Origin of the sequence: Nocardia sp. NPDC056541, from assembly GCF_042794235.1 — a bacterium.
GTDB lineage: Bacteria > Actinomycetota > Actinomycetes > Mycobacteriales > Mycobacteriaceae > Nocardia.
Genome location: NZ_JBHTUD010000002.1, coordinates 510,633 through 534,491 on the forward strand (window position 1 = coordinate 510,633; position 23,859 = coordinate 534,491).

At 68.5% G+C, this 23,859-nt stretch carries 20 protein-coding genes and 1 pseudogene; 7 read left to right on the top strand and 14 right to left on the bottom strand.

Annotated features, from left to right (window positions below):
* Window positions 1-158 precede the first annotated feature (158 nt).
* The 3 genes from ACFQ9R_RS05310 to ACFQ9R_RS05320 are packed head-to-tail and all read left to right on the top strand — an operon-like array spanning window position 159 to window position 4,599.
* Window positions 159-1,124, top strand: a complete 966-nt coding sequence (locus ACFQ9R_RS05310) for an alpha/beta hydrolase fold domain-containing protein (RefSeq protein WP_378989092.1) — start codon at window positions 159-161, stop codon at window positions 1,122-1,124.
* Window positions 1,121-2,893 carry an ABC transporter ATP-binding protein gene (locus ACFQ9R_RS05315; RefSeq protein WP_378989093.1) on the top strand — a complete coding sequence of 591 codons (1,773 nt, stop codon included), beginning with the start codon at window positions 1,121-1,123 and terminating at the stop codon, window positions 2,891-2,893. The genes ACFQ9R_RS05310 and ACFQ9R_RS05315 overlap by 4 nt, the downstream gene beginning before the upstream one ends.
* Window positions 2,890-4,599, top strand: a complete 1,710-nt coding sequence (locus ACFQ9R_RS05320; protein ID WP_378989094.1) for an ABC transporter ATP-binding protein — start codon at window positions 2,890-2,892, stop codon at window positions 4,597-4,599. Before ACFQ9R_RS05315 ends, ACFQ9R_RS05320 begins: the two co-directional genes overlap by 4 nt.
* A 67-nt stretch (window positions 4,600-4,666) precedes the next feature.
* Here ACFQ9R_RS05320 and pgl read toward each other — a convergent pair whose 3' ends face one another.
* The 5 genes from pgl to tkt are packed head-to-tail and all read right to left on the bottom strand — an operon-like array spanning window position 4,667 to window position 11,205.
* The gene (pgl, locus tag ACFQ9R_RS05325; protein WP_378989095.1) at window positions 4,667-5,452 is read right to left on the bottom strand and encodes a 6-phosphogluconolactonase; all 786 of its coding nucleotides are present in this window, start codon (window positions 5,450-5,452) and stop codon (window positions 4,667-4,669) included.
* Window positions 5,445-6,353 carry a glucose-6-phosphate dehydrogenase assembly protein OpcA gene (opcA, locus tag ACFQ9R_RS05330; RefSeq protein WP_378989136.1) on the bottom strand — a complete coding sequence of 303 codons (909 nt, stop codon included), beginning with the start codon at window positions 6,351-6,353 and terminating at the stop codon, window positions 5,445-5,447. The genes pgl and opcA overlap by 8 nt, the downstream gene beginning before the upstream one ends.
* Window positions 6,350-7,921: a glucose-6-phosphate dehydrogenase gene (gene zwf / locus ACFQ9R_RS05335; RefSeq protein WP_378989096.1), complete on the bottom strand. Its 1,572-nt coding sequence runs from the start codon at window positions 7,919-7,921 to the stop codon at window positions 6,350-6,352. Before zwf ends, opcA begins: the two co-directional genes overlap by 4 nt.
* Before the next feature lie 4 nt (window positions 7,922-7,925).
* Window positions 7,926-9,059, bottom strand: a complete 1,134-nt coding sequence (tal, locus tag ACFQ9R_RS05340; protein ID WP_378627090.1) for a transaldolase — start codon at window positions 9,057-9,059, stop codon at window positions 7,926-7,928.
* 4 nt (window positions 9,060-9,063) lie between these two features.
* Complete coding sequence (gene tkt, locus ACFQ9R_RS05345) at window positions 9,064-11,205, bottom strand: transketolase (RefSeq protein ID WP_378989097.1); 2,142 nt, start codon at window positions 11,203-11,205, stop codon at window positions 9,064-9,066.
* Window positions 11,206-11,707: 502 nt separating this feature from the next.
* Between tkt and ACFQ9R_RS05350 the strand changes: the two genes are divergently transcribed.
* Window positions 11,708-12,643 (top strand): heme o synthase, encoded by a 936-nt coding sequence (locus tag ACFQ9R_RS05350; RefSeq protein ID WP_378989137.1) that lies wholly within the window; start codon window positions 11,708-11,710, stop codon window positions 12,641-12,643.
* A 104-nt stretch (window positions 12,644-12,747) separates the two neighbouring features.
* Here the strand turns inward: ACFQ9R_RS05350 and ACFQ9R_RS05355 are convergent, their stop codons facing one another.
* A complete protein-coding gene (locus tag ACFQ9R_RS05355) occupies window positions 12,748-14,262 on the bottom strand; it encodes an FAD-dependent monooxygenase (protein WP_378989098.1) in 1,515 nt (504 codons plus the stop codon).
* A gap of 95 nt (window positions 14,263-14,357) precedes the next feature.
* Between ACFQ9R_RS05355 and ACFQ9R_RS05360 the strand changes: the two genes are divergently transcribed.
* Entirely contained in the window at window positions 14,358-14,960 is a 603-nt protein-coding gene (locus tag ACFQ9R_RS05360; protein WP_378656032.1) for a TetR/AcrR family transcriptional regulator, read from the top strand.
* Window positions 14,961-15,074: 114 nt separating this feature from the next.
* Here the strand turns inward: ACFQ9R_RS05360 and ACFQ9R_RS05365 are convergent, their stop codons facing one another.
* Entirely contained in the window at window positions 15,075-15,824 is a 750-nt protein-coding gene (locus ACFQ9R_RS05365; RefSeq protein WP_378989099.1) for a hypothetical protein, read from the bottom strand.
* A gap of 9 nt (window positions 15,825-15,833) precedes the next feature.
* Window positions 15,834-16,238: a TetR/AcrR family transcriptional regulator gene (locus ACFQ9R_RS05370; protein ID WP_378989100.1), complete on the bottom strand. Its 405-nt coding sequence runs from the start codon at window positions 16,236-16,238 to the stop codon at window positions 15,834-15,836.
* Between the two features lie 101 nt (window positions 16,239-16,339).
* Here ACFQ9R_RS05370 and ACFQ9R_RS05375 point away from each other — a divergent pair.
* A pseudogene (locus tag ACFQ9R_RS05375) lies at window positions 16,340-16,726 on the top strand (short-chain dehydrogenase); the annotation flags it as partial.
* A gap of 14 nt (window positions 16,727-16,740) precedes the next feature.
* On the opposite strand, the gene ACFQ9R_RS05380 reads toward ACFQ9R_RS05375, so the two are convergent.
* The gene (locus ACFQ9R_RS05380) at window positions 16,741-17,706 is read right to left on the bottom strand and encodes a quinone oxidoreductase family protein (protein ID WP_378989101.1); all 966 of its coding nucleotides are present in this window, start codon (window positions 17,704-17,706) and stop codon (window positions 16,741-16,743) included.
* 76 nt (window positions 17,707-17,782) lie between these two features.
* Between ACFQ9R_RS05380 and ACFQ9R_RS05385 the strand changes: the two genes are divergently transcribed.
* Complete coding sequence (locus ACFQ9R_RS05385) at window positions 17,783-18,148, top strand: hypothetical protein (protein ID WP_378989102.1); 366 nt, start codon at window positions 17,783-17,785, stop codon at window positions 18,146-18,148.
* A gap of 94 nt (window positions 18,149-18,242) precedes the next feature.
* Here the strand turns inward: ACFQ9R_RS05385 and ACFQ9R_RS05390 are convergent, their stop codons facing one another.
* From ACFQ9R_RS05390 to ACFQ9R_RS05410, 5 genes are all read right to left on the bottom strand, one after another.
* A complete protein-coding gene (locus tag ACFQ9R_RS05390) occupies window positions 18,243-19,214 on the bottom strand; it encodes a heme A synthase (RefSeq protein WP_378989103.1) in 972 nt (323 codons plus the stop codon).
* Between the two features lie 68 nt (window positions 19,215-19,282).
* Window positions 19,283-20,065, bottom strand: coding sequence for an ABC transporter permease (locus ACFQ9R_RS05395; protein ID WP_378989104.1), 783 nt, complete (start codon window positions 20,063-20,065; stop codon window positions 19,283-19,285).
* Window positions 20,062-20,994, bottom strand: coding sequence for an ABC transporter ATP-binding protein (locus ACFQ9R_RS05400; protein ID WP_378989105.1), 933 nt, complete (start codon window positions 20,992-20,994; stop codon window positions 20,062-20,064). Before ACFQ9R_RS05400 ends, ACFQ9R_RS05395 begins: the two co-directional genes overlap by 4 nt.
* Before the next feature lie 73 nt (window positions 20,995-21,067).
* The gene (gene mptB / locus ACFQ9R_RS05405; RefSeq protein ID WP_378989106.1) at window positions 21,068-22,786 is read right to left on the bottom strand and encodes a polyprenol phosphomannose-dependent alpha 1,6 mannosyltransferase MptB; all 1,719 of its coding nucleotides are present in this window, start codon (window positions 22,784-22,786) and stop codon (window positions 21,068-21,070) included.
* Window positions 22,787-22,865: 79 nt separating this feature from the next.
* Entirely contained in the window at window positions 22,866-23,795 is a 930-nt protein-coding gene (locus ACFQ9R_RS05410; protein ID WP_378989107.1) for a rhomboid family intramembrane serine protease, read from the bottom strand.
* Between the last annotated feature and the right edge of the window lie 64 nt (window positions 23,796-23,859).

Consider the following 23,859-nt stretch of genomic DNA (forward strand, 5'->3'; position numbering starts at 1 on the left):
GCCCCGCACATCGGTGATCGCGCGAATGCGCAAAGGCTGCGGCGGCACCTGTTCGAGAGGGTGACCGCATGTTTCCGAAAGCGCAGTGGTGGTCGCGGCTGCCAGGGTAGCTCTACGCCGCCGGGAGGCGGCGGTGAGTGAGCGCCAGGAGGCAGATCATGCGAGGCAGAGTTCCTGTTCGGATGCGGGTGTTGGCCGCACTGAAGGGTGAGCCGGATTGGGATTCGATCACCCCGGCGGAGGTCGTCGAGGGGCGTGGGGCGCAGGAGAAGTTGCGTCGGTCGGCTGTCGGGACGTTCGTCACCGGGCGGTCGGATCGGGGCGCGCTCGGCACCGATCACACGCTCGAACTGGCCGGTCGCACGCTGCGTGTTCGCGTGCATCGGCCGGTGCACGGGGGTTCGGGGTTGCCGTTGATCGTCGCGTTTCACGGCGGTGGGTTCATCACGGGGGTTCCTGAGCAGGACGATTGGCTGCTGAGTCACCTGGCTGCCGAGTGTCCGGCGGTGGTCGCCTCGGTGGACTACCGGCTGGCGCCCGAGCATCCGATTCCCGCCGCTGTCGAGGACGCCCGCGACGCGGTACCGCTTCTTGTCGCGCGGGCGGGGGAGTGGGGTGCGGACGGTGCTCGGCTCGCGCTGCTCGGTAGTAGCGCGGGTGCCACTCTCGCGGCGCTGACCGCCTTCGATACTCCTGACCTGCGGACGCAGGTACTGATCAATCCCCAACTCGATTGGACCGACGGGGTCTTCGACTATCCCTCGTTCACCGAGAATGCGGACAGCCCTACCGCGACCCCCGCGAACTGCCTTGCGGTGCAACGCATCGCGCTCCCCGAGGGATTCGACACACGGCAGATATCGCCGATGTTCCACGACGACCTCGCCGGGTGCGCCCCCACCCTCATCCAGTCCGCCGGTCTCGATCCGCTGGAAGACCAATCGCCCGCCTACGCCGATCGTCTGCGGCAGGCGGGTGTCGAGGTAACGCTGACCCGCTATCCCGAAGCGACACACGGTTTCCTGAGCATGCGGGGGCTGATCCCCGCCGCCGAACCCGCCCGCGCGGAGATCCTCGACCATCTGCGAAGCCACCTGGCTGTGCGTTCTGGAGCGCGTCGATGACCACCGTCAGTGAACAATCCACCCGGGCAACGAGTCTCATCAGCTTGCTTCGCCCGTATCTCGGCAGTTTCGGCGCGGTGGCGATCCTGCAGGTCGTCGGGGCCGTGGCGGGGCTGGCTCCGTTGCTGGCCGTAGTCGAACTGGGCCGAATCCTGTTGTCACCCGGCGAGGTCGACCACACTCATGCGTGGCTCGTCGTGCTGGCCGGTGCGGCGGGTCTGCTCGTCCGATTGCTGTGTACCGCAGCCTCTTCGGCGGTCGGGCACCTCCTCGACGATCGCGTCCAGCTGTCCTTGCGGCGGCAACTGGCCGATCAGCTGGGGCGGGTGCCGATCGGCTGGTTCGCGCGGCGACGCACCGGTGAGCTGGCGAAGATCGTCGGCGACGACGTGAGCGCGGTGCACCCGTTCATCGCGCACGCGCCCGGCGAACTGGTGTCGGCGTTCGTGGTGCCGTCGGTCTCGCTGATCTACCTGTTCACCGTCGACTGGCGGCTCACGCTCATCACCCTGATTCCGGTGGTGCTGGCGATCGCGTTGGTCCCCTTGATGATGACCCCCACCCGGCTGCGCGAACAGCAGGATTTCGACACGGCCATGGGTGGTATCGCCGGCTCGGTCGTCGAGTTCGTGCAGGGCATCGCGGTGGTGAAGGCCTTCGGCGGGTCCGAACGCGCCCATCGCCGATTCCGCACCGCCACGGAGGATTTCGCCGACATCTTCCTGCGGATGGTGCGTGGCCTGGCGGGCATCGCGGCGGGCATGCAGGTGGCGCTGTCGCCGCCGTTCGTGCTGCTGGTGGTGCTGCTCGGCGGCACGGTGCTGATCACGAACGGCGGAATGGCCCCGGCTGATCTGTTGCCGTTCCTGCTGCTCGGCATCGGGCTCACCGCCCCCGTGGCGGCGCTCGGACACGGTTTCGACGACCTCCAGGGCGCGCGGCGCGCGGTAGGCCGGATACGCGACGTACTCGACGAGGCGCCGCTGCCCGAGCCGACCCGACCGAGGACGCCGCAGGGGCATCGCGTGCGGTGGGCGGACGTCCGTTTCGGCTACGACGCCGAACACGAAGTGCTGCGCGGGATCGACCTGGTACTGGAGCCCGGCACTGTCACCGCACTCGTCGGACTGTCGGGCAGCGGCAAATCCACCCTGGTCCAGCTACTGCCGCGGTTCTTCGACCCGACCCACGGCACGGTCTCCCTCGGCGGCGTCGACCTGCGCGAACTCGGTAGCCGCGAGCTCTACCGGACGGTCTCGTTCGTCTTCCAGGACGTGCGGCTGCTGCGGGCCTCGGTCGCGGACAATATCGCCCTCGCCGTTCCCCGTGCCGACCGTAACGCCGTGGTGCGCGCGGCCCGCCTGGCGAACATCCACGACCGCGTCCTCGAACTGCCGCACGGCTACGACACGGTGATCGGCGACGATGCGGTCTTGTCCGGCGGTGAGGCACAGCGGATTTCGCTGGCTCGTGCCCTGCTCGCCGATGCTCCGGTCCTGGTCCTCGATGAAGCGACCGCCTTCGCCGACCCGCAGACCGAACAGGCCGTCCGGCAGGCGCTGGCATCGCTGGGACGTGACCGGACCATCCTGGTCATCGCCCACCGGCTGGAAACGATCGCCGACGCCGACACCGTCGTGATGCTCGACAACGGCACGATCGTCGAACAGGGCAGACCCGCGGATCTGCTCGCCCGACCGGGAAAATTCGCCGACTTCTGGCACGCGCACCGCACGGTGACCGCGGAACTACAGGGAGACCCACGATGATTCGCCTGCTGTTGCGCGTGCTCGGAGCCGACTACGCAGGTCCGGTTCGGCGCACGATCGCGCTGATGACGGTCACCGCGGTCGCCGAGGGCCTGTCCTATGCGCTGCTGGTTCCGGTACTGCGGGCGCTGTTCGGTGACGACCCCGCCGCTGCCCGACCGTGGCTGATCGCACTGGGTGGTGCCGTCGCCCTCTATGCCGTCCTGCGCTACCGCAGTGACCTGTCCGGATTCCGCGTCGGCACCACGCTGCTGCGCGGGGTGTACCACCGACTCGGCGACCACCTGGCCCGACTGCCCATCGGTTGGTACACGGCCGGTCGGGTGGGTGAGGTGTCGGTGCTCGCCAGTCGCGGGGTGCTGCAGGCGTTGAGCGTGCTCGCACACCTGCTGGCACCGCTCATCTCGGCGGCCGTGACGCCGCTGACGATCATCGTCGTGATGTTCGCGTTCACTTGGCAGCTGGGGTTGGCCGCGGCCGCCGCGGTGCCGATCGTGGCGGCGATCCAGGTCTGGTCGGCGCGGGCGATGCAGGTCGGTGACGCGCAGCGACACGAACGCGACCACGACGCCGCGCAACGGGTGATCGAGTATCTGCAGGCCCAGCCTGTTCTGCGAGCCGGAGGGCGGACCGCGGAACGGTTCGACCTGCTCGACGATTCCCTCCAGGAAGTCGCGCGCGCCTCGCGCCGCCGAGCCTTCACGGCGCTGCCCGGAATCCTCGGTCTCTCGCTCGCGGTACAAGCGGTGTTCACCGGTTTGCTCGCCCTCGGCACGTATCTCGCCCTCGGTGGAGACATCGGTGCGGCGGAGCTCCTGGCGGTGCTGATCCTGGCCGCTCGGTGCGCCGACCCGCTGCTGTCCCTCGCTGATCTCGGCGGCCAGCTACGTGGTGCCCGATCCGAACTGGTTCGCCTCGAGGCACTGCTGCGGACCGAAACCTTGCCGGAACCCGGTACGCCCCTGGAACCGCAGGCTCATGACCTGACCTTCGACGCCGTCACCTTCCGGCACGGCACCCGCACGGTGCTCGACGAGGTCTCGCTGACGATTCCCCGCGGACAACGGCTGGCCGTGGTCGGACCGTCCGGCGCGGGCAAAACCACTCTCCTGCAACTGATCGCCCGCTTCTACGATGTCGACGCCGGCACCGTCCGCATCGGCGGCGTCGACGTGCGCTCCATCAGCACCGAAACACTGATGGCCCAGTTCGCCATCGTCTTCCAGGACGTCTACCTGTTCGACGGAACGATCGAGGACAACATCCGCCTCGGCCGCCCCGGCGCCACCGACGACGAGGTGCGAACCGCCGCCACCGCGGCCCGCCTCGACGAGGTGATCGACCGACTCCCCGGCGGCTGGACAACGAACGTCGGCGAAGGGGGCGCCCTCCTGTCCGGCGGTGAGCGTCAACGTGTTTCGATCGCCCGAGCCCTCCTGAAAGACGCCCCGATCGTCTTGCTCGACGAAGTGACCTCCGCCCTCGACCCCCTGAACGAGGCCGCGGTCCACGAGGGCATCGAACGCCTGATGGCAGGGCGAACCGTGGTCATGGTGGCCCATCGCCTGCGCACCGTCCGCCGGGCCGACCGCATCGTCTTCCTCGACCAGGCCCACATCGCGGAAGACGGCACCCACGACGAACTCCTGCACCGAGCAGGCCGCTACGCCGACTTCTGGACAAGCTCCCTCACCCCGGTCACCTGACTCGGCGAGCCGCACCCGACACGACGAAGCCCGGGCCCGATCATCGGGCCTGGGCTTCGTCAGTGTCTTATTCGTCGTCGAGCAGCAAGCCTGTTGCGGCGGCCTCATCGATCACCCAGGTGGTCGATTCGATGCCGACCGCGCCGGCCGACGGGATGTCGTCGGGGGAGGCGCCGTTGACGGCGGCGGCCACTGCGGCGGCCTTGCCTTCGCCGCTGACCACGAGCATCACGTGGCGGGAGCGGTGGATCGCGGGCAGGGTCATGGTGACTCTGGTCGGCGGGGGTTTCGGGCAGTTGTGCACGGCGACAACATAATCCGTGGTTTCCTGCACTGCGGGTGAGTGCGGGAACAGGGAGTCGATGTGGCCTTCGGGCCCCATGCCGAGGACCGTGAGGTCGAACTCGCCGCGTTCGTCGAGTTCGGTGTGCACGACCTGGGCGTAGGCGGCCGCGGCTTCCTCCGGGGTGCTGTAGGGACCGTCGGAGGGGCCGATCGGGAACACATGCGCCGGGTTCAGCGCGACGAAGTCCAGCAGCGCCTCGCGGGCCTGGAGTTCATTGCGGTCCTTGTCGCCCGCGGGGACGAAACGCTCGTCGCCCCAGTAGACGTAGAGGGCGGACCAGTCGATGTCGCCGGGGGACTCGCGCACGCGTTGGAGCAGGCGGATGCCGTCGCTGCCGCCGGTGAGCGAGACCGAGGCGTGGCCGCGTTCGGCCTGGGCGGAGACGATCACGTCGACGAAGCGTTCGGCGGCCGCGTCGGCGAGCAACTCGGCGTCGTCGTGGATCTCGATCGTGTTGGCGGGGAATTCGGCACCGAGGTCGTCGTGCACGTCTATGTGGTCACTCATAGGTCACCTTCTCGATTCCGGCGAGCGCCTCGGCGTAGATCTCGTCGGCGTCGAGCCGGCGCAGTTCTTCGGCGAGGCAATCGCGAGTTTCCCGGCGTGCCAGCGCGATCCGCTGGTCGGGTTCGCCGGTGCGGGTCAGCGTGGCCGTCCTTCCTAGTTGCGGGCGTTCGATGGCGATCGAATCGGTGGCGCGCTGGATTTCCACCTTCAGCTCCCCGGTCTTGCGGATCACCGGGCAGTGCAGACGCGAGGCCAGCCAACCGGCCAGGGTGTCGAGCGCGGGTTCGGAGGCCAGGCCCGACACGGTCACCGAGGTGACCGGTTCGAACGGCGGCTCGTCCAACGCCGCGGCCAGCAGCGCCCGCCAGTAGGTGATGCGGCTCCACGCCAGATCGGTATCACCGGTGGCGTAGGAGAAGCGGCGCTTCTTGATCGCGGCCTGTGGATCGCGGGCATAGGTGGCGTCGGTGATGCGGCGCTTGGCCAGCTTGCCCACCGAGTCCATCGACGGGTACTCCGGCGCGCCACGCGGCCACCACGCCACCACGGGGGTGTCGGGCAGCAGGAACGGGGTGACGACGCTGCTCTCGTGGTTCACCAGCGCACCCTGCAGGCGCAGCACGATCACCTCGGCCGCACCGGCGTCGCCACCGACGCGGATCTGGGCGTCGAGTCGGGTGTCAGCGTCGCGGTCGCCACGCGCCAATACGATGACCCGGCACGGATGTTCGCGGCTGGCGTCGTTGGCGGCGTCGATAGCGTCCTCGGCCTCCGAGGAGTCCAGGGTGCACACCACCAGGGTGAGCACCCGGCCCTGGGTGATCACGCCGTTGGTCTCGCGCAACTGGACCATCCGTTTGCCGACATCGACGGTGTTGGTATCGGGCATGTCGACGATCACGGACGCCGCCATTCCCGCCCGCTGCGCGCGAGCATCTCATCGGCCGAGCTGGGACCCCAGGTCCCGGCCTCGTAGGGTTCGGGTTTGCCGCCCGCGGCCCAGTGCGCGAGCACGGGATCGAGGATGCGCCAGGACAATTCGACCTCCGCGTTGACCGGGAACAGCGACGGCACGCCGAGCAGCACGTCGAGGATGAGCCGTTCGTAGGCTTCGGGGGAGGACTCGGTGAACGCCTCGCCGTAGCTGAAGTCCATGTTCACATCGCGTACTTCCATGCCCGAGCCGGGGACTTTGGAGCCGAAGCGCAAGGTGATGCCCTCGTCCGGCTGCACCCGGATGACCAGTGCGTTCTGACCGAGCTCCTCGGTCATGGTCTGGTCGAAGGGCAAGTGCGGCGCGCGCTTGAACACCACCGCGATCTCGGTCACCCGGCGGCCCAGGCGTTTTCCGGTGCGCAGATAGAACGGCACACCCGCCCAGCGCCGGTTCTCCACGTGCAGGGTGAGCGCGGCGTAGGTCTCGGTCCGTGACTGCGGATCGAAGCCCTCCTCCTGATGCAGGCCGACGACGTGTTCGCTGCCCTGCCAGCCTTCGGTGTACTGCCCGCGCGCGGTCGTCTCGTCCAGCGGCGCAACGAGTTTGGTGGCCGAGAGGGCCTTGATCTTCTCGGTGGTGAGCTGCATCGGCTCGAAGGAGGTCGGCTCCTCCATCGCGGTCAGCGCGAGCAACTGCAACAGGTGGTTCTGGATGACGTCACGCGCGGCGCCGATCCCGTCGTAATAGCCTGCGCGACCACCCAATCCGATGTCCTCGGCCATGGTGATCTGCACGCTGTCGACATAGTTGGCGTTCCAGATCGGCTCGAACAACTCGTTGGCGAAACGCAGCGCCAGGATGTTCTGGACCGTTTCCTTGCCGAGGTAGTGGTCGATGCGGAAGACCTGCTCTTCCGGGAAAACCCGGTTGACCAGGGCGTTGAGTTCCTTGGCGCTGGTCAGGTCGTGGCCGAACGGCTTCTCGATCACCACGCGCCGCCACGGGGTGTACCCGTCGGGGTCCGGCTTGGCCTGAGCCAGGTGGTGCTCGGAGAGCTGATCGAGGACCACGGGGAACATGTTCGGCGGAATCGACAGGTAGAACGCGTAATTGCCGCCGGTGCCGCGGGTTTCGTCGAGATCGCGCAACGTGTCGGCGAGCGTCGCGAAGGCCGCGTCGTCGTCGAAGCTGCCCTGCACGAAGCGCAGTCCCTCCGCCAGGTGGTCCCAGACCTCCTGGCGGAAAGGGGTGCGCGCGTGCTTCTTCACGGCCTCGAGTACCACCGAGGCGAAGTCTTCGTCGGCGTAGTTGCGCCGGGCGAAGCCGACCAGGGCGAAACCAGGGGGCAACAGCCCCTGGTTCGCCAGGTCATAGATGGCCGGCATCAGCTTCTTGCGGGACAGATCTCCGGTGACACCGAAAATCACCATGCTGCACGGGCCCGCGATGAAGGGGACCCGTTTGTCGCGTTCGTCGCGCAGCGGGTTGTGCCACAGCCCCGCCGCCTGATCCGTCGATGCTGTGCCGGCCATCGTGCTAATTGCCCTCCGCCGCGATGTCGAGCTGGCCGGTGGTGGCCTCGATCAGCTCACCCCACGCGCTCTCGAACTTCTCGACGCCTTCGCGCTCGAGCAGCGCGAACACATCGTCGAGATCGATACCCACCGCTGCCAGATCGGCGAAGACCTGAGCGCCCTCGGCGCCACGGCCGCTGAGCGTGTCGCCCAGCACCTCACCGTGATCGGCGAACGCCTGCAGCGTCTTCTCCGGCAGGGTGTTGACCGTGTTCGGGCCGACGAGCTCGGTGACGTAGAGGGTGTCGGGGTAATCCGGGTTCTTCACCCCGGTCGACGCCCACAGCGGCCGCTGCCGGTTGCCGCCCTGTGCGGCCAGGTGGTTGTAGGTGGAGGTGTGCGCGCCACCGTCGAACACGTCCTGGTACTCGGCGTACGCCAGACGCGCGTTGGCCACACCGGCCTTGCCACGCAGGGCGAGGGCCTCCGGGGTGCCGATCGCCTCGAGGCGCTTGTCGATCTCGGTGTCCACGCGGGAGACGAAGAACGACGCCACCGAGTGGATCTTGGCCAGGTCGTGGCCACCGATCTTGGCGTTGCGCAGACCGTCGAGGTAGGCGCCCATCACCGCGCGGTAGCGCGGCACCGAGAAGATCAGCGTCACGTTCACGCTGATGCCCTCGGTGATCACCGAGGTGATGGCGGGCAGACCGGCCTCGGTGGCCGGGATCTTGATGAACAGGTTCTTGCGGTCGACGATCTTCCACAGCTCGATCGCCTGGGCGACGGTCTTGTCGGCGTCGAAGGCGAACCGGGGATCGACCTCGATCGACACCCGCCCGTCCACGCCGCCGGTCGCCTCGAACACCGGCGCGAGCACGTCGCAGGCGGCGCGCACATCGTCGGTGGTCATCGTGCGGATCGCCGCGTCGGCGTCGGCACCTTGGGCCGCAAGGTCTTTCAGCTGCGCGTCGTAGGCGTGGCCCACGCTCATCGCGGCCTGGAAGATGCTCGGGTTGGTGGTGACACCGACGACGCTGCGGGTCGCGACCAGGTCGGCGAGATTGCCGGACTGGATGCGTTCGCGCGAGAGATCGTCGAGCCACACCGAGACGCCCGCGGCCGAGAGCGCGGCGAGATTCTCGTTCTGTGCCATGGTCTTACCCCTTCACCTTGTCGGTGGAACGCAGTGCCGCGCGGACGACGGCATCGGGGGTGATACCGAATTCGCGGTACAGAGTCTTGTAATCGGCCGACGCGCCGAAGTGGTCGATGCCGACGACCTCACCCGCGTCACCGACGAATCGGTGCCACGGCATCGCGATACCGGCCTCGACCGCGACCCTGGCCCGCACCGACGGGGGCAGCACCTCGTCGCGGTATCCCTGATCCTGCACGTCGAACCACTCCACACACGGCATCGAGACCACGCGGGTCGGGATGCCCTGCTCTTCCAGCGTAGTGCGCGCGGCGACCGCGAGGTGGACCTCGGAGCCGGTGCCGATGAGGATCACTTCCGGTGTGCCGGTGGACGCCTCGACCAGCACATAGCCGCCCTTCTTGACACCCTCGTAGCTGGTGCCCTCCAGGGTCGGCACGTCCTGACGGGTGAGTGCCAGCGCGGACGGGCCGTCCTGCTGCGGCGACTCGTGCACCGGGAAGTGCGAGGTGTGCTCGTCGGAGTCACGCTCGAGCACGGTGCGCCAGGCGTGGACGGTCTCGTTGGCGTCCGCGGGGCGAACGACGTTGAGGCCGGGGATGGCGCGCAGCGCGGCCAGGTGCTCGACCGGCTGGTGGGTCGGGCCGTCCTCGCCGAGGCCGATGGAGTCGTGGGTCCACACGTAGATGGCGGGCACCCGCATCAGTGCGGCCAGGCGGACAGCCGGGCGCATGTAGTCGCTGAACACGAGGAAGGTGCCGCCGTAGGGGCGGGTCGGGCCGTGCAGCGCGATGCCGTTGAGGATCGAGCCCATCGCGTGCTCACGGATACCGAAGTGCAGGGTGCGCCCGTACGGGTTGGCCTTCCACGCGCCGGTGGAGATCGACTCGGGGCCGAAGCTCGGCTGGCCGGGCATCGTGGTGTTGTTGGACTCGGCCAGGTCGGCCGAACCGCCCCACAGCTCGGGCAGCTCGTCGGCGACCGCGGCGAGGAACTTGCCCGACGCCTTACGGGTGGCCATGCCCTTGGGGTCGACCTCGAAGCTCGGCAGCGCCTCGGTCCAGCCCTTGGGCAGCGAGCGGGTCTGCAGGCGATCGAAGAGTTCCTTGTTCGCCGGGTTGGCCTCGGCCCACTGGTCGAAGCCCTGCTGCCACTCGGCCTGTGCCTCGGCGCCGCGGGCCAGTGCCTTGCGGGTGTGCTCGATGACGGCCGGGTCGACGTCGAAGGACTTCTCCGGGTCGAAGCCCAGCGCCTTCTTCACCGCGGCGACCTCGTCGGGGCCCAGCGCGGCGCCGTGCGCGCCACCGGTGTTCATCTTGTTCGGGGCCGGGAAGCCGATGATGGTGCGCAGGATGATGATCGAGGGCTTGGACGTCTCGGCCCTGGCCGCGTCCAGGGCCTTCTCGATGGCGACCACATCTTCGCCGCCCTCGACGATCTGCACCTGCCAGCCGTAGGCCTCGTACCGCTTGGCCACGTCTTCGGTGAAGGCGATGTCGGTGTCGTCCTCGATGGAGATCTCGTTGTCGTCGTAGATCACCACGAGGTTGCCCAGCTGCTGGGTGCCCGCGATCGAGGAGGCCTCGGCGGTGACGCCCTCCTGCAGGTCGCCGTCGGAGGCGATGGTGTAGATGAAGTGGTCGAACGGGCTGGTGCCCTCGGCGGCGTTCGGGTCGAACAGGCCGCGCTCGCGTCGCGCTGCCATCGCCATGCCGACCGCGGAAGCCAGACCCTGACCCAGCGGGCCGGTGGTGATCTCGACGCCGTCGGTGTGGCGGAACTCGGGGTGGCCCGGGGTGAGCGAGCCCCACTGGCGCAGCTGCTCGAGGTCGGTCAGCTCCAGTCCGAAACCGGCCAGGTAGAGCTCGATGTAGAGGGTGAGGCTGGAATGCCCACAGGACAGCACGAACCGGTCGCGACCGACCCAGCGCGGCTCCGCGGGGTTGTGGCGCATCGTGCGCTGGAACAGGGTGTAGGCCACCGGCGCGAGGCTCATCGCGGTACCGGGGTGCCCGTTGCCCGCCTTCTGCACGGCGTCGGCAGCGAGTACCCGGGCGGTGTCGACGGCCAAGGTGTCGAGGTCCGTCCAGTCGCTGGGGTAGTTCCGCTGAGTGAGGGCGCGAATGTCGTCTGTGACTGGCACGACCGTGGTTCTCCTGACCTAGGTTTCGTCGACGGCGATAGCTTGGCAGCGGCGATGATGTTCGACAGCGGGTCGCACGCGGCCGGGATGCGTACCGATGTACAGGAATACCCTAGTGGTGCTGCTACAGCGGTTGGCGCGAACCCTGGCGTTGAGTCTAGTTCGGATCGCACTGAGTCGGCGGTGTGCGGTGTAGACCATCGCCGCCGCGTGGGCCGAGCCCGTCGCGATGCCGTTCACCTGCGCGTCGATGCGGGTTCACCGCCGCGTGGGCCCGGGATGCGGGCTCGTGGGGCGGAGTGACCGCGCCCACGGTGGCGGGGGTCTGGCGCGGAGCGGCAGGTGAGTGGGTCTACCATCCTCTGTAGTAGTGGCCGCGCCGCAGCCGCGCGCTGCTCGTTCCATTACCGGATGCGAAGCGAAGCACAGCGTGCGAGGAGAAACAGTGCGGATCGGTCACGAGCCGGGTAGTAGCGGTGCGCACGGAACTTCGTCGACGGCGCTGGCCGACCGCCTCGCGGGCGACAGTCTCGCCGCGCGGATTGTGCGTAAGCCCCTTGCCTACATCGCGCTCACCAAACCACGCGTCATCGAGCTGCTGCTCGTTGCCACCATTCCGACGATGTTGCTGGCCGACCGCGGCACAGTGGACATCCGGCTGATCCTGGTCACCCTGTTCGGTGGCTGGATGGGCGCCGCCAGCGCCAACACTCTCAACTGTGTGGCCGACGCCGATATCGACAAGGTGATGAAGCGGACCGCGCGCCGCCCGCTGGCCCGCGAGGCGGTGCCCACCTCGCACGCGTTCGTCTTCGGTGTCGCGCTCGGCGCGATCTCCTTCGCCTGGCTGTGGTGGCAGGCCAACCTGCTCAGCGGGTTGCTGGTCGTCGCGACGATCCTGTTCTACGTTTTCGTCTACACCAAGGGCCTCAAGCGCCGGACCTCGCAGAACGTGGTGTGGGGCGGCGCGGCCGGCTGCATGCCCGCGCTGGTGGGCTGGTCGGCGGTGACCGGCGATATCGGCTGGCCCGCGGTGGTGCTGTTCGCGGTGATCTTCTTCTGGACGCCGCCGCACACCTGGGCGCTGGCCATGCGCTACAAGGAGGACTACCGCGCGGCCGGCGTGCCGATGCTGCCGGTGGTCGCGACCGAGCAGGTGGTGACCAAGCAGATCGTCATCTACACCTGGTTGACGGTGCTCGCGACGATGGCGTTGGTGCCCGCGACGGGTGTCATCTACGCGGCGGTCGCCCTGGTGGCCGGTGCCTGGTTCCTGCTGATGGCGCATCAGCTCTACGCCGGGGTGCGCCGTGGCGAGTCGGTGAAGCCGCTGAAGCTGTTCCTGCAGTCGAACAACTACCTCGCGGTGGTGTTCTGTGGTCTGGCCGTCGACTCGGTGCTCGGGTGGGACACGATCGGTAGCCTCGTCGGGCTGTAAGGCATTCTCGAACAGTGGCCGGGCAGCGATGCCCGGCCACTGTCATGTCCGGACCTGGTCTGGTAGCGGCCTCGCCGGATCAGGGGAGTGGACGACCTCGAAGCTCACCAGCGATCGGCGAGGTGGCCGTCGGGTCGGATCAGGATGGTGGTGCCCGCCGTCGCCGAAAAGGCGGTGAAGGCGTGTCCGTCGGTGTCGACAAGTGTCACAGACGCCGGTCTGGTGGATGACTCGGACGGGGCGTCGACGCGGCGTATCTCGACCGTGAGAACGCCGGATCCGTCGATCGGTGTCGCTGGAGAGCTGGATGTGGAGTTCGCGTCTGCCGCGAAGGCGGGGAGCTCGATGTCGACTGAGTCGTTGGTCGGGGCGAAGCGGAGCAGGGTCGCGTGGGGGCCTCGGAAGACGTCGAACAGGCGGATCGGGCGGCCGGTTTCGTCGTGCAGTGTGGCGTCCGGCGCGCGGTCGCCCGCCACGAGGCGGCCGTCGTCGTCGGGGCAGCGATAGGTGATGGCGAGCTGGCGGGTTTCGGGGCCGCGGTGCATCGCGTCCTCGTCGCCGTCGACGAGTTTGTCGAGGAGCTCGGTGCTCAGGCCGAGAATCCGGGCCGCGACCGTGCGACGTTCGGGTTCGTAGGTATCGAGCGGGGCCGGGACGCCACCGAGGGCAGCGGCCAGTTTCCAGCCCAGGTTGTAGGCATCCTGAACGCCGGTGTTCAGGCCTTGGCCGCCGGTGGGCGGATGGACGTGGGCGGCATCGCCCGCGAGGAACACCCGGCCGTCGCGGAAGCGTTCGGCGAGTCGAATATTGGGGCGCCACACCGTGATCCAGGACAGATCGTGCAGCACCAGGCCTGTCTCGGGGCCGTGGCGGTCGGCGAGATCCTGCAGGGTGGCCAGATCGGGGAAGCGGTCGTCGGTCAGCGGGGCGGCGAACTGGAAGCGTCGCGCGCTCGGTAGCGGGGACAGGGCGAACCCGGTCATCGGCTGGTCGGCCGCGGCGGCGAACCAATAGCCGTACTCGTGGTCGAGGGAGTCGGCGCGGACATCGCCGAGCAGCATCTTGATCGACTCGTCGGTGCTGCCCTCGAACGCGATCCCGAGGCGCTTGCGCACCGTGCTCGCGCCACCGTCGGCACCGACCAGATAGCTCGCGCGCACCGTCTCCGATGTGCCGCCGCGTTGCAGCGTCGCGGTGACGCCGGCGTCGTCCTGGGTGAATTCGACCAGCGCCGTGGCGAATTCGACCGTCACCCCGAGCTCGGCGAGCCGCGCCCGCAGGATCGCCTCGGTGTCGGACTGACCGAGCACCCAGGTGTTCGGATACGGCACATCCGGGGTCGGCTCGACCGGCTCGGCCATGCGGCGCTCGCCGACGAAGGTCCCCGCGAAGTAGGCGCGCATCACCGGGACCTCGCGCCCGGCGGCCAGTACCGCGTCGATGACGCCGAGGTCGTCGAACACCTCCAGGGTGCGCGGTTGGATGCCGTCGCCGCGCGACCCCTGGAACGGCGAATCGGCCCGGTCGACGAGCCGGACGTCCACGCCGCGCCGTGCGAGGTCGAGGGCGAGGGTGAGACCGGTCGGGCCCGCGCCCGCGATGAGTACCTCTTCTGACATGGAAATGCCTCCTGCGACAAGAACTGAACTGATATTCAGTGAATATGAATTCAGTTTCAGTGTTGGTACCGTGCTTGTCAAGGAGGTGATGTCCGGTGGTGGGCAGCAGGCGCGAGAAATCCGCGGAGACCGAGCAGGCGCTCAAGGACGCCGCCCGGCAGGTCTTCGCCGAACACGGCTACCTGAACGCGAAGATCACCGACATCACCACCGCCGCGGGCCGCGCGGCCGGCTCGTTCTACAACCACTTCGCGAGCAAAGAGGAACTGCTGCAAGCACTTCTGCGCGATATGGCGGTGGCAAGCGACGAACGAGCGGCCGACCCGGAGCACAACGGCGACTTCACCGACCCGGCGGCGGTCCGCTACCACGTGCGCGGCTACTGGACCTTCGCCCGCGAACACGCCTCGGTCCTGCGCGCGATGGGCCAGGCGGCGCAGGTCAGCCCGGATTTCGCCCGGATCATCGCGGGCTTCGGCGCCGAACAACGCACCGACATCGCCGACCACGTAGCGGACTTCCCGGAACGGGGGCTACGCCTGCCGGGAACGGTCGACGCCAGCCTGGCGATGATGTTCGCCGCGGTCGACGGGATGTTGCGCATGGTCGAAGACGGCTCGGTGACCCTCACCGACGAGGAGGCGATCGAGTCGATCACCCGTTTCGTCTACCGAGGTCTGACCGGCCGCGACTACTAGGTCATGTCCCCCAGCCCGACCCGACGGCCTACCGATCGTGAACTGGAAATCCGATGGGGAGGCATGACCTAGCCGAATCGTCATCGGCCCGCCGCCGCGAACAGCCCCGATGCCCTAACCGTCGAGCAGGACGGGCAGTCCGTTCAAGGCCGCGAAGCTGATGGAATTGAGATAGGCGATGACCTTGCTCGCCTGCTCACTCTCGGGGATCGCGAGGTCCAAGAGGGGGCCTGCTTCCTCGTCGAGGATGATGAGGCGGAAGGAGATGGCGAGCAGCTTCGCATAGGACCAATCGAAGCCCTGGCCGATGAACAGCATCTCGAAAACCTGGTCCCCGGTGAGTATTTCACCAGTCGGCCATTGCCGGACAGGGGCCACTGGGGACTCGAAGAAGGTCCGGCTCGCCGCCCGTACCTCGGCCGCCTGACTACCGTCCCAGCCGAAATGGTCCCACCCAGCTTTGAATTCGGTACCCGCGCCCGCCGCGGTGAGGTCATCGGGCAACATTGACAGCAGCATTTCCTCGGCAGCGAGGTCGAGGGGATAGTTGACCCGGCCGTAGCAGCCAAAGCCGCTCTGTCCGTCGTTATTGGCTGGGCAGGCTAGGCAATCGTCGACGAAGGCGTCGAGCTGGGCCGCTCGCTCGAGTGCTTTGGTGACGCTTGACCTGACTTTCACCGCGCCCGTCGGGCGCGTCACCACATTGCTGAAAGTCAGTCTGCGCCAAGGCCGTCCGCCGTTGCGCTGGTGATCGTCAAGCGTGAACATCGCCGCACCTCGCAGGATGAGCAATTCGAGGATCTTTTCGGTGCCGAGCGTCTGCTTCGGCCGACACGGTAGGTCAACGACGTAATCTAAAGCCACGCCGTCACCCTAATCAGCAATCGCGACCGACGCGGTGGACAGCAAGAAGACCACGTCGTCCGCGGTGACGTCCGGGTAGAGCGAATCGTTGCGGTGCGCGGCGGCGACCAGCTGCTCGACGGCGGCACGCCCGCGCGCCTGGATCTCGCGGAGTGAGTCATCGGCCACCCCGGCGACGGCGAATCGGAGCAGGCGTTCCTGCCGCATGTCGATCATCACGTGGTGCAGTAGTGCGATCACCTCGACGATGGCCGAGCTGGTCCCGTCCTCGGCTCTGGCGAGCGCCGAGTTCAGCGACCGGTCGATGCCCTCGGCCAGATCGGCCACGATGCTCTCGATCCGATCCTGCTTGGTCGGGAAGTGCCGATACAGCGTGCCGGTGGCGACACTCGCTGTCGTGGCGATCTCGTCCATGCCGATGCCCGGTCCTTCGCGCTGAGCGCATAGCGAGACGGGCGCCCGGAGCGAAGGTCGACACGGTCGCTCTCGACGATCCTGCGAGATCCGCTGGAAATGCTTATGCCGTATCGAAATTGGCGAATCTGCTGTTCACCTATGAGCTCGATCGCCGGCTCGCGGGAACGTCGGCCTGCGCACTGGCCGCTCATCCCGGCGGCGCGAGCACCGAGGTGTTCCGGTACTCCCCGGCGGTCTTCCGTCTGCCGAATCTCGCCGTCGCCCGCCTGTTCGGGCGCACCCCCGCCATGGGGGCGCTCCCGACTCTGCGTGCCGCGACCGATCCGGCCGCGCAGGGGAGTGAATACTACGGATCCTCAGGACTTTTCGAGATCGGCGGCTGTCCGGGGCGGGTGCGCTCCAGCGCTCGCTCGATGGACCACGAGAGCGCGCGGCGACTCTGGGAAGCTTCCCAGGAACTGACCGGTGTCCGCTTCCTGGGGTGAGTGGACAGTCGGGGCTACGGCAGCAGCACGATCGAGCCGGTGGTCTTGCGCGCCGCGAGATCGCGGTGAGCCTGGGCCGCGTCGGCCAGCGGGTAGGTGGCGCCGATGCGGAGATTCAGGGTTCCCGCCGCGATCCAGTCGAAGACATCGGTGGCGCGCCACAGGAATTCGGTGCGATCGCGGGTATAGGCGCCGAGGGACGGGCGGGTCAGCCAGAGCGAACCGGCGGGGTTGAGGCGTTGCGGGTCGAAGGGCGGGACCGCGCCGCTGGCCGCGCCGAACAGGGCGAGGGTGCCGCGGATGCGGAGGGCGGCCAGGCTCGCTTCGAAGGTGCTGGCCCCGACACCGTCGTAGACCGCGGCTACGCCGATGCCGTCGGTGAGGTCGCGGACGCGGGCGGCCAGGTCGTCACCGTAGTGCAGGACGTCGGTGGCACCCGCTTCGCGGGACAGCTTTTCCTTGGCGTCGGTGGAGACCGTGGTGATGACCCGGGCGCCCTTCGCGACGGCCATCTGAGTGAGCAGCAGACCGACGCCGCCCGCGCCCGCGTGGATGAGAACCGGGTCGCCGGGTTCGGGCGAGAAGACCGATTCGGTGAGGTAGTGGGCGGTCATGCCCTGCAGGAGGGCGGCGGCCGCCACGGCCGGTTCGACGTCGTCGGGCACCTTCACCGCCACGGCCTCGTCGACGGCGACCAGGTCCGCGTAGCTGCCGGGCGCCGACGCCCAGGCGACGCGGTCACCGACGGCGAACTCGGTGACATCCGAACCGATCGCCACCACGCTGCCCGTGCCCTCGGAACCGGGGATATAGGGCGTCGCCTGCGGATACTGGCCCGTGCGGAAGTAGATGTCGATGTAGTTGACGCCCACACCCTGGGTCTCGACCAGCAGCTGACCGGGCCCGGCCTGCGGGTCTGTCAGTTCGACGTACTGCAGGACCTCGGGACCACCGTGCTCGGAAACCTGAATCGCGCGCATGAGTCCTCTTTCTACACCCCGTGTTCCAGGCCACTCGAGGCTGGACTGGAAACTACCTGCCGGTAAACTGCGGTGCATGAGTACAACCGCCGCCCCCGAGGCCGTGAAGGTGCCGGCCGAGGTCGAGAAGTCCATCGTGAAGTTCCTCGCCCAGCACGGTGGTTCGGGAACGGCCGTGCTGCAGTACATCGGCAAGCAGGGCGTGCGGATCACCCTGGTCGGCGCCGACGGCATCCTCGGCGACCGGGTGGTCGGCGACATGGCGACCGCGAAGGCGCTCGTGGAGCGCGTCGACGGCCTCGCCGAGACCGACGAGTGGAGCCGTGAGCTGGGCTCGATCGTCACCCCCGCTCCATCGCACTGGGCCAAGATGGCCGGCTGGGTCGCCCATCAGACCAAGTTCCCGAAGGCGCGCAACTGGAAGTTGTTCGCGGGCGCCTGATCTCCGCGCCGTACCACGAGCATCGAACGGCCCGCGATCGAATACTCGATCGCGGGCCGTTCTCGTTGTGTCGCGGGTGTTTCGGCGTGCTCGGTCAGTGCACGGAAGCCTGCGCCACCGCGGGAGCGTCGACCTTTTCCCGCGTTCGCAGCGACGCCCACAGTGCGGCGGTCGCTGCGGTGCACGCCGCTGCCCCGCCGACGTGGATGGCGACGAGCGCGGCGGGCACATCGGTGAAGTACTGCACGACGCCGACCAGCCCCTGGGCGAGCACGATCGCGAGCAGGACGAACAGCCGCTTGCGGATCGCGGGGGTGATCCCGACGGCGAAGAGCCCGAATGTGAGTCCGATGAGCAGCGCGAGATATCCGATCATCAACTGCGAATGCAGGTGCACCAGGGTGACGATCTCGACTTCCAGTCGCTCGACCTGCCGCTCGATGCTCTTGTCGCCGGCATGGGGCCCGGCCGCGGTGACCAGCGTGCCCGCGATCAGCACACCCGCGAGGGCCACGCCGGACAGCGCGGTGAGCCAGCGCAGGGGAGCGGGTACCTGGACGGTCTCGATGCCGTCGTCGGGTTCGCAGATCTTCGCGTACAGCACCACCGCCAGCCAGACCATCACCATCGAGACCAGAAGGTGCACGGCGACGGTCCACCACAGCAAGCCGGTGCGCACGGTGATACCGCCGATGATCGCCTGCACGACCGTGCCGCCGGGCATCAGCCAGGCATAGGTCAGGACTTCCCTGCGCCGCCGTGCCCGGATGACGGCCAGCACGATCAGCCCGGCGCACAGCGTCACCGCGAAGGTGAGCAACCGGTTGCCGAACTCCACGGTCTGGTGTAGGACGGGCACCTCCGATACCCCGATGGGGGTGAAGCTGCCGGGGAAGCACTGCGGCCAGGTCGGGCAGCCGAGGCCGGAGGCGGTGACGCGCACGATCGCGCCGGTCACCGAGATTCCCGCCTGGCTCAGGATCACCGCGATGGCGATGAGCCGCTGCACCCGCAGCGAGGGGAGCGGCAGCCGGTCGACGAGGCCAACGAAGGCGCGATACAGCACGTCAGGAATGGTACCGGCCAGGAATTCGACGCTGATACCAGGGCTACTACAGTGCGTCGTTGGTCACGTCAGTGGAACCGGAACAGCCGGGTCGCCAGCCATCCGCACACCACGCCCCACGCCGCGAGCACCGCCACTGCGAACCAGTCGATCGACCCCGTCAGCGCCGTGTCCAGCGCGAAAGCCAGCGCCCCGGACGGGATGAGTCGCGCGATCACGGTCAGGGCGATGGGCAGGGTGTCGCCGACGAGGACCAGGCTGGCGATGCCGAGCATGATGAACCACAGGATATTGGCCAGCGCCAGCACGACCTCGGCCTTGAGCGTCCCGCCCAGCAGCAAGCCCATCGCCGCGAAGGTGGCCGTGCCGAGGGCGATCACCAACGCGCCGAGGGCGAGTCCGCCGATCCCGGGCCGCCAGCCCAGCGCCACACCGATCGCGCCGAGCAGCATCGCCTGCAGCACCACCACGATGAGCACGGCGGCGCACTTGCCCGCGATCACGCCCCAGCGGGGCAGCGGTGTCGCGCCGAGTCGTTTGAGGGCGCCGTAGCGGCGGTCGAAGCCGACCGCGATGGCCTGGCCGGTGAACGCGGTCGACATCACCGCGGTCATCATCACCATCGGCACGATCCGGTCGACCCGGTGCTCGCCCAGGTCGCCGAACGGCAGCAGGGTGAGCCCGACGAGCAGGGTGATCGGGATGAACATGGTGAGCAGCAGCTGTTCGCCGTTGCGCAACAACAGTTTCAGCTCGAGCCCGGTCTGCGCGGTGAGCATCGTCGCGCGCGAGGCGGGCCGCGGATCGGGGGTGAAGGTGCCGGGCAGGAAACGGCTGGTGGTCTCGCTCATCCGCGCAGGTCCCGTCCGGTCAGTTCGAGGAAGACGTCTTCGAGGCGACGCTGGTCGATGCGGATGTCGGTGGCCAGCACGTCCATCCTGGCGCACCAGGCGGTGACGGTGGCCAGCACCTGTGGGTTGATCTCGCCCTCGACGAGGTAGGTGCCCGGTGTGGTCTCGCGTGGCGAAAAGCCTTCCGGGAGAGCCGAGGTGAGCAGGTTCAGATCGAGTTTCGGTGGGGCGCAGAATCTCAGCTGGCCCGCCGCGCCGTGGGCGGTGACCTCGGCGGGCGTGCCCTGGGCGACGATCTGCCCGTGATCGATGATGACGAGCTGGTCGGCGAGCTGCTCGGCCTCGTCCATCATGTGCGTGGTGAGCACGACGCTCACGCCGTCGCGGCGCAGGGCGTCGATGAGTTCCCAGACGATCAGCCGGGCCTGCGCGTCCAGACCGGCGGTGGGTTCGTCGAGGAACACGATCTCGGGCTTGCCGACCAGCGCGCACGCGAGCGCCAGACGCTGCTGCTGACCACCCGACAGGCGGCGATAGGGAGTGCGGCGATTGTCGCGCAGGCCCAGCGTCGACAGCAGCCAGTCGGGATCGATCGGATCGGCGGAGTAGGACGCGACCAGGTCGAGCATCTCGCCCGCGCGGGCGCCGGGGTAGGCGCCGCCGCCCTGCAGCATCACGCCGATGCGCGGACGCAACTGCTCGGAGTCGGCGATCGGGTCCAGGCCGAGGACGCGGACCGTGCCCGCGTCCGGGCGCACGAAGCCCTCGCACATCTCGACGGTGGTGGTCTTGCCCGCGCCGTTGGGCCCCAGCAGCGCGAACACCTGGGCGGGCTCTACATCGAACCGGAGACCGTCTACCGCTGTGGTCTCGCCATAGCGCTTGACCACACCGTCGACGCTAACGGCGGGTCCAAGGCGTGTTGTCACAACTGCGCCTCGCTGACGCTCGGCTCCGTCGCGCCAAAAGGTGCTGTGCCCTTGGTTCGCTCGCTGCGCTCCCTCACGTTGTCACACGGTAAGCCGTGCCCTCCTGTGACGGAGCCGACACCCCCGGCTGCGCCCGCCACGGCAGCGTGTGCCGGGTGAGCGCGAAGAACAACGCGAAGCACACCACGGCGGCGAGCGCGGCGCCGATGATCTGGAAGACCTGGAATTCCGCACCACGCGGCATCACCAGCATGGAGACCACCGCCGAGAAGGCGACGGCGGGCACGCGGAACACCGGCTGGGTGGCCCAGGCCGCGAGCGGCACGATCGCCCAGAGCAGGTACCAGGGCTGGACCACGGGGAACAGCAGCACAATGGCCGCGAGTGAGACGCCGAGCGCGCCGACGGGATGGAGCCGGCCCATACCGGTGGCGACGAGCATGCGGACTGTCACGTAGCCCGCGACGACCGCGGCGATGGGCCGGGTGATCGACAGCAGCGCGGTGGTGTGGTCGCCCAGCCCGAGCAGCACACCGCCGAAACCGGTGACGATCCCGATGATGGTCGGCAGCGACATCCAGCTCCGGACGGCATTGGCGACGCTGAGGGTATTGACCCAGCCGAAGCCGAGCCCGCTGGCGAAACCGATGAGAAGCGTTGTCGCCACGGCGATGACGCCCAGCAGAGCCGCGGCCTTGACGACGGCGATGAGCGTGCCGCCCCAGCGTCTGGCCAGTGCCATGCCGACGAAGCCGAGCGCGATGATGGAGGTGAGCTTGATCGACGACGAGAGCGTGATCACCACCGCGCCACCGATCAGCAGCCCGTAGGCCCGGGCGTCGAAGGGTGGCAGATTCATGGCCGTCAGCCGGTCGGGTCTGCCTCCTTCGCCGTAGATCGCGCGCAGCATGAGCTCCACCCCGGCGAGCATCAGCCCGAGCATCAGCGCGTCGTTGTGCACGCCGCCGACCAGGTGGAACAGCACCAGCGGATTGGCCGCGCCGAGCCACAACGCACTCACCGGCGCCACCCCGCAGCGCACCGACAACCGCGGCAGCGCCCACACGATCAGCGCCACTCCGGCCAGCGCCAGCAACCGGTGCACCCATACTCCGGCGATGATGTTGTCCCCGGTGAGCTCCGCGATACCACGACCGATCCAGAGGAACAGCGGACCGTACGGCGCGGGCGTATCGCGCCAGATCGTCGGCACATTGTTGGTGAGCACATTGTCGATTCCGAGCCCGGCGACGGGGCCTTCGGAATAGGGGTCGATGCCGCGGGCGGCGATCTCGCTCTGTGCCAGATAGGAATAGACGTCGTTGCTGAACATCGGCGGCGCCACGGACAGCGGAATGATCCACAGCAGCAGCGTGCGGTCCAGTTGCGAGCGGCTCAGCCGGTGCAGTGGCGAACCCGCGAGTCCGCCGATCGCGAAGCGTCCGAGCAGCAACCACGCACCGATCACCAGCGCGGTGCCGAACATGCACATCGCCAGCGATCCGGTGTGCGCTCGCGCGAAGATGCCGAGCACCCGCACACCCGAGACCGGATTCTGGTGTACGGGTTGGGCGCCGATGCCCAGCGCCGCGATCGCCATCAGTACCGCGCCGGTCGCGCCCATCAGCCGGATCCGGTCCAGTTGCGCGCGTTCGCTCTTGTCGAGCCCGGGGACCTCGGTCTCGTCGCGATGCAGCACCGCGACGGTGTGATCGGGCGCCGACACGTCGAGCCCGAGAGCTCGCCGCCCGACCGCCAGTGTCTTGCGCGCCGCGCCCTCCAGTACCGCCACGAAGTCAGAGCCTAGTGTGCGGGGACCCGACAGGGTTCGTCAGTCGTTCACGCACCGGGGGTGCGCCGGTCGCGGCGGACTACCTGGGTGCTTCGACGGGGGTCGGCGCGGTCACGGCCGGCGGTCCGACGAACGCCGGGTCCGCGCGCAACGAGAGCGCGGCGGCGACGATCACGCCCACGCAGATCAGCGCTACCGCACCGAGCGCGGCCCAGCCGATGCGCTGCGCGGATCGCTGATCGCGGGCCGACAGCCAGCCGGGTACGAACAGGATGCCGAGCGCGCTCAACGTGCCCGCGGCCAGACCGCCGAGGTGACCCCACAGCGAGATTCCCGGGATCGAGAAGCTGATCAGCACGTTCACGCCGATGACCACCAGCATCGGGGTCGGGCTCTGCCGCAGCCGGATCAGCGTCACCGTGACAGCGCCGAACAGGCCGTACACCGCACCGGAGGCGCCGGCCGTCGCCGTCACCGAATCCGACAGCGCCATCACCGCCGCCGACCCACCCAGCAGCGAGACCAGATAGACGCAGCCGTACCTGATCCTGCCCAGCACCTGCTCGAGGTCGCGCCCCACGACATACAGGGCGAACATGTTGACCAGCAGATGGATCGCGCCGTAATGCAGGAACCCCGACCCGAGCAGCCGCCACCACTCGCCGTCGGCCACCAGCAGCGGCACCAGGACGAACTCCCGGAACACCGACGACCCGCGGTAGTTGTACATCGGGCTACCGGCCTGCGCCGCGGTGAGCACATAGACCAGCACATTGACCGCGATCAACCCGTAGGTCACGTATGGAACCGCGCCGCCCTCGCGCGCGCCGCCGACGGTCCGCACCGGTCGCACGTCCTGCTGCCCCTGCCGGACACAGTCCACGCAGTGCTGCCCGACCGCCGCCGGACGCAGGCAGTCCGGACAGGCTGGCCGCCCGCATCGCGTACACGCGAGTCCGGTAGGCCGATCAGGATGACGGACACACGTGGGTGTGAGCGGGTTCGACACCCTGCCATCGTGCCAGACCGCCCCCTGCGCCCGCCGGGTTCGCCACCGCGCACCCGGACCGTCG

Coding starts and splice junctions, on each gene's coding strand:
- tal (WP_378627090.1), bottom strand. CDS start 9,059: ATGGCACAGAACGAGAATCTCGCCGCGCTCTCGGCCGCGGGCGTCTCG.
- pgl (WP_378989095.1), bottom strand. CDS start 5,452: ATGAGTGACCACATAGACGTGCACGACGACCTCGGTGCCGAATTCCCC.
- ACFQ9R_RS05355 (WP_378989098.1), bottom strand. CDS start 14,262: ATGTCAGAAGAGGTACTCATCGCGGGCGCGGGCCCGACCGGTCTCACC.
- ACFQ9R_RS05370 (WP_378989100.1), bottom strand. CDS start 16,238: ATGGACGAGATCGCCACGACAGCGAGTGTCGCCACCGGCACGCTGTAT.
- ACFQ9R_RS05380 (WP_378989101.1), bottom strand. CDS start 17,706: ATGCGCGCGATTCAGGTTTCCGAGCACGGTGGTCCCGAGGTCCTGCAG.
- ACFQ9R_RS05395 (WP_378989104.1), bottom strand. CDS start 20,065: ATGAGCGAGACCACCAGCCGTTTCCTGCCCGGCACCTTCACCCCCGAT.
- ACFQ9R_RS05315 (WP_378989093.1), top strand. CDS start 1,121: ATGACCACCGTCAGTGAACAATCCACCCGGGCAACGAGTCTCATCAGC.
- zwf (WP_378989096.1), bottom strand. CDS start 7,921: ATGGCCGGCACAGCATCGACGGATCAGGCGGCGGGGCTGTGGCACAAC.
- ACFQ9R_RS05385 (WP_378989102.1), top strand. CDS start 17,783: ATGAGTACAACCGCCGCCCCCGAGGCCGTGAAGGTGCCGGCCGAGGTC.
- ACFQ9R_RS05320 (WP_378989094.1), top strand. CDS start 2,890: ATGATTCGCCTGCTGTTGCGCGTGCTCGGAGCCGACTACGCAGGTCCG.
- ACFQ9R_RS05310 (WP_378989092.1), top strand. CDS start 159: ATGCGAGGCAGAGTTCCTGTTCGGATGCGGGTGTTGGCCGCACTGAAG.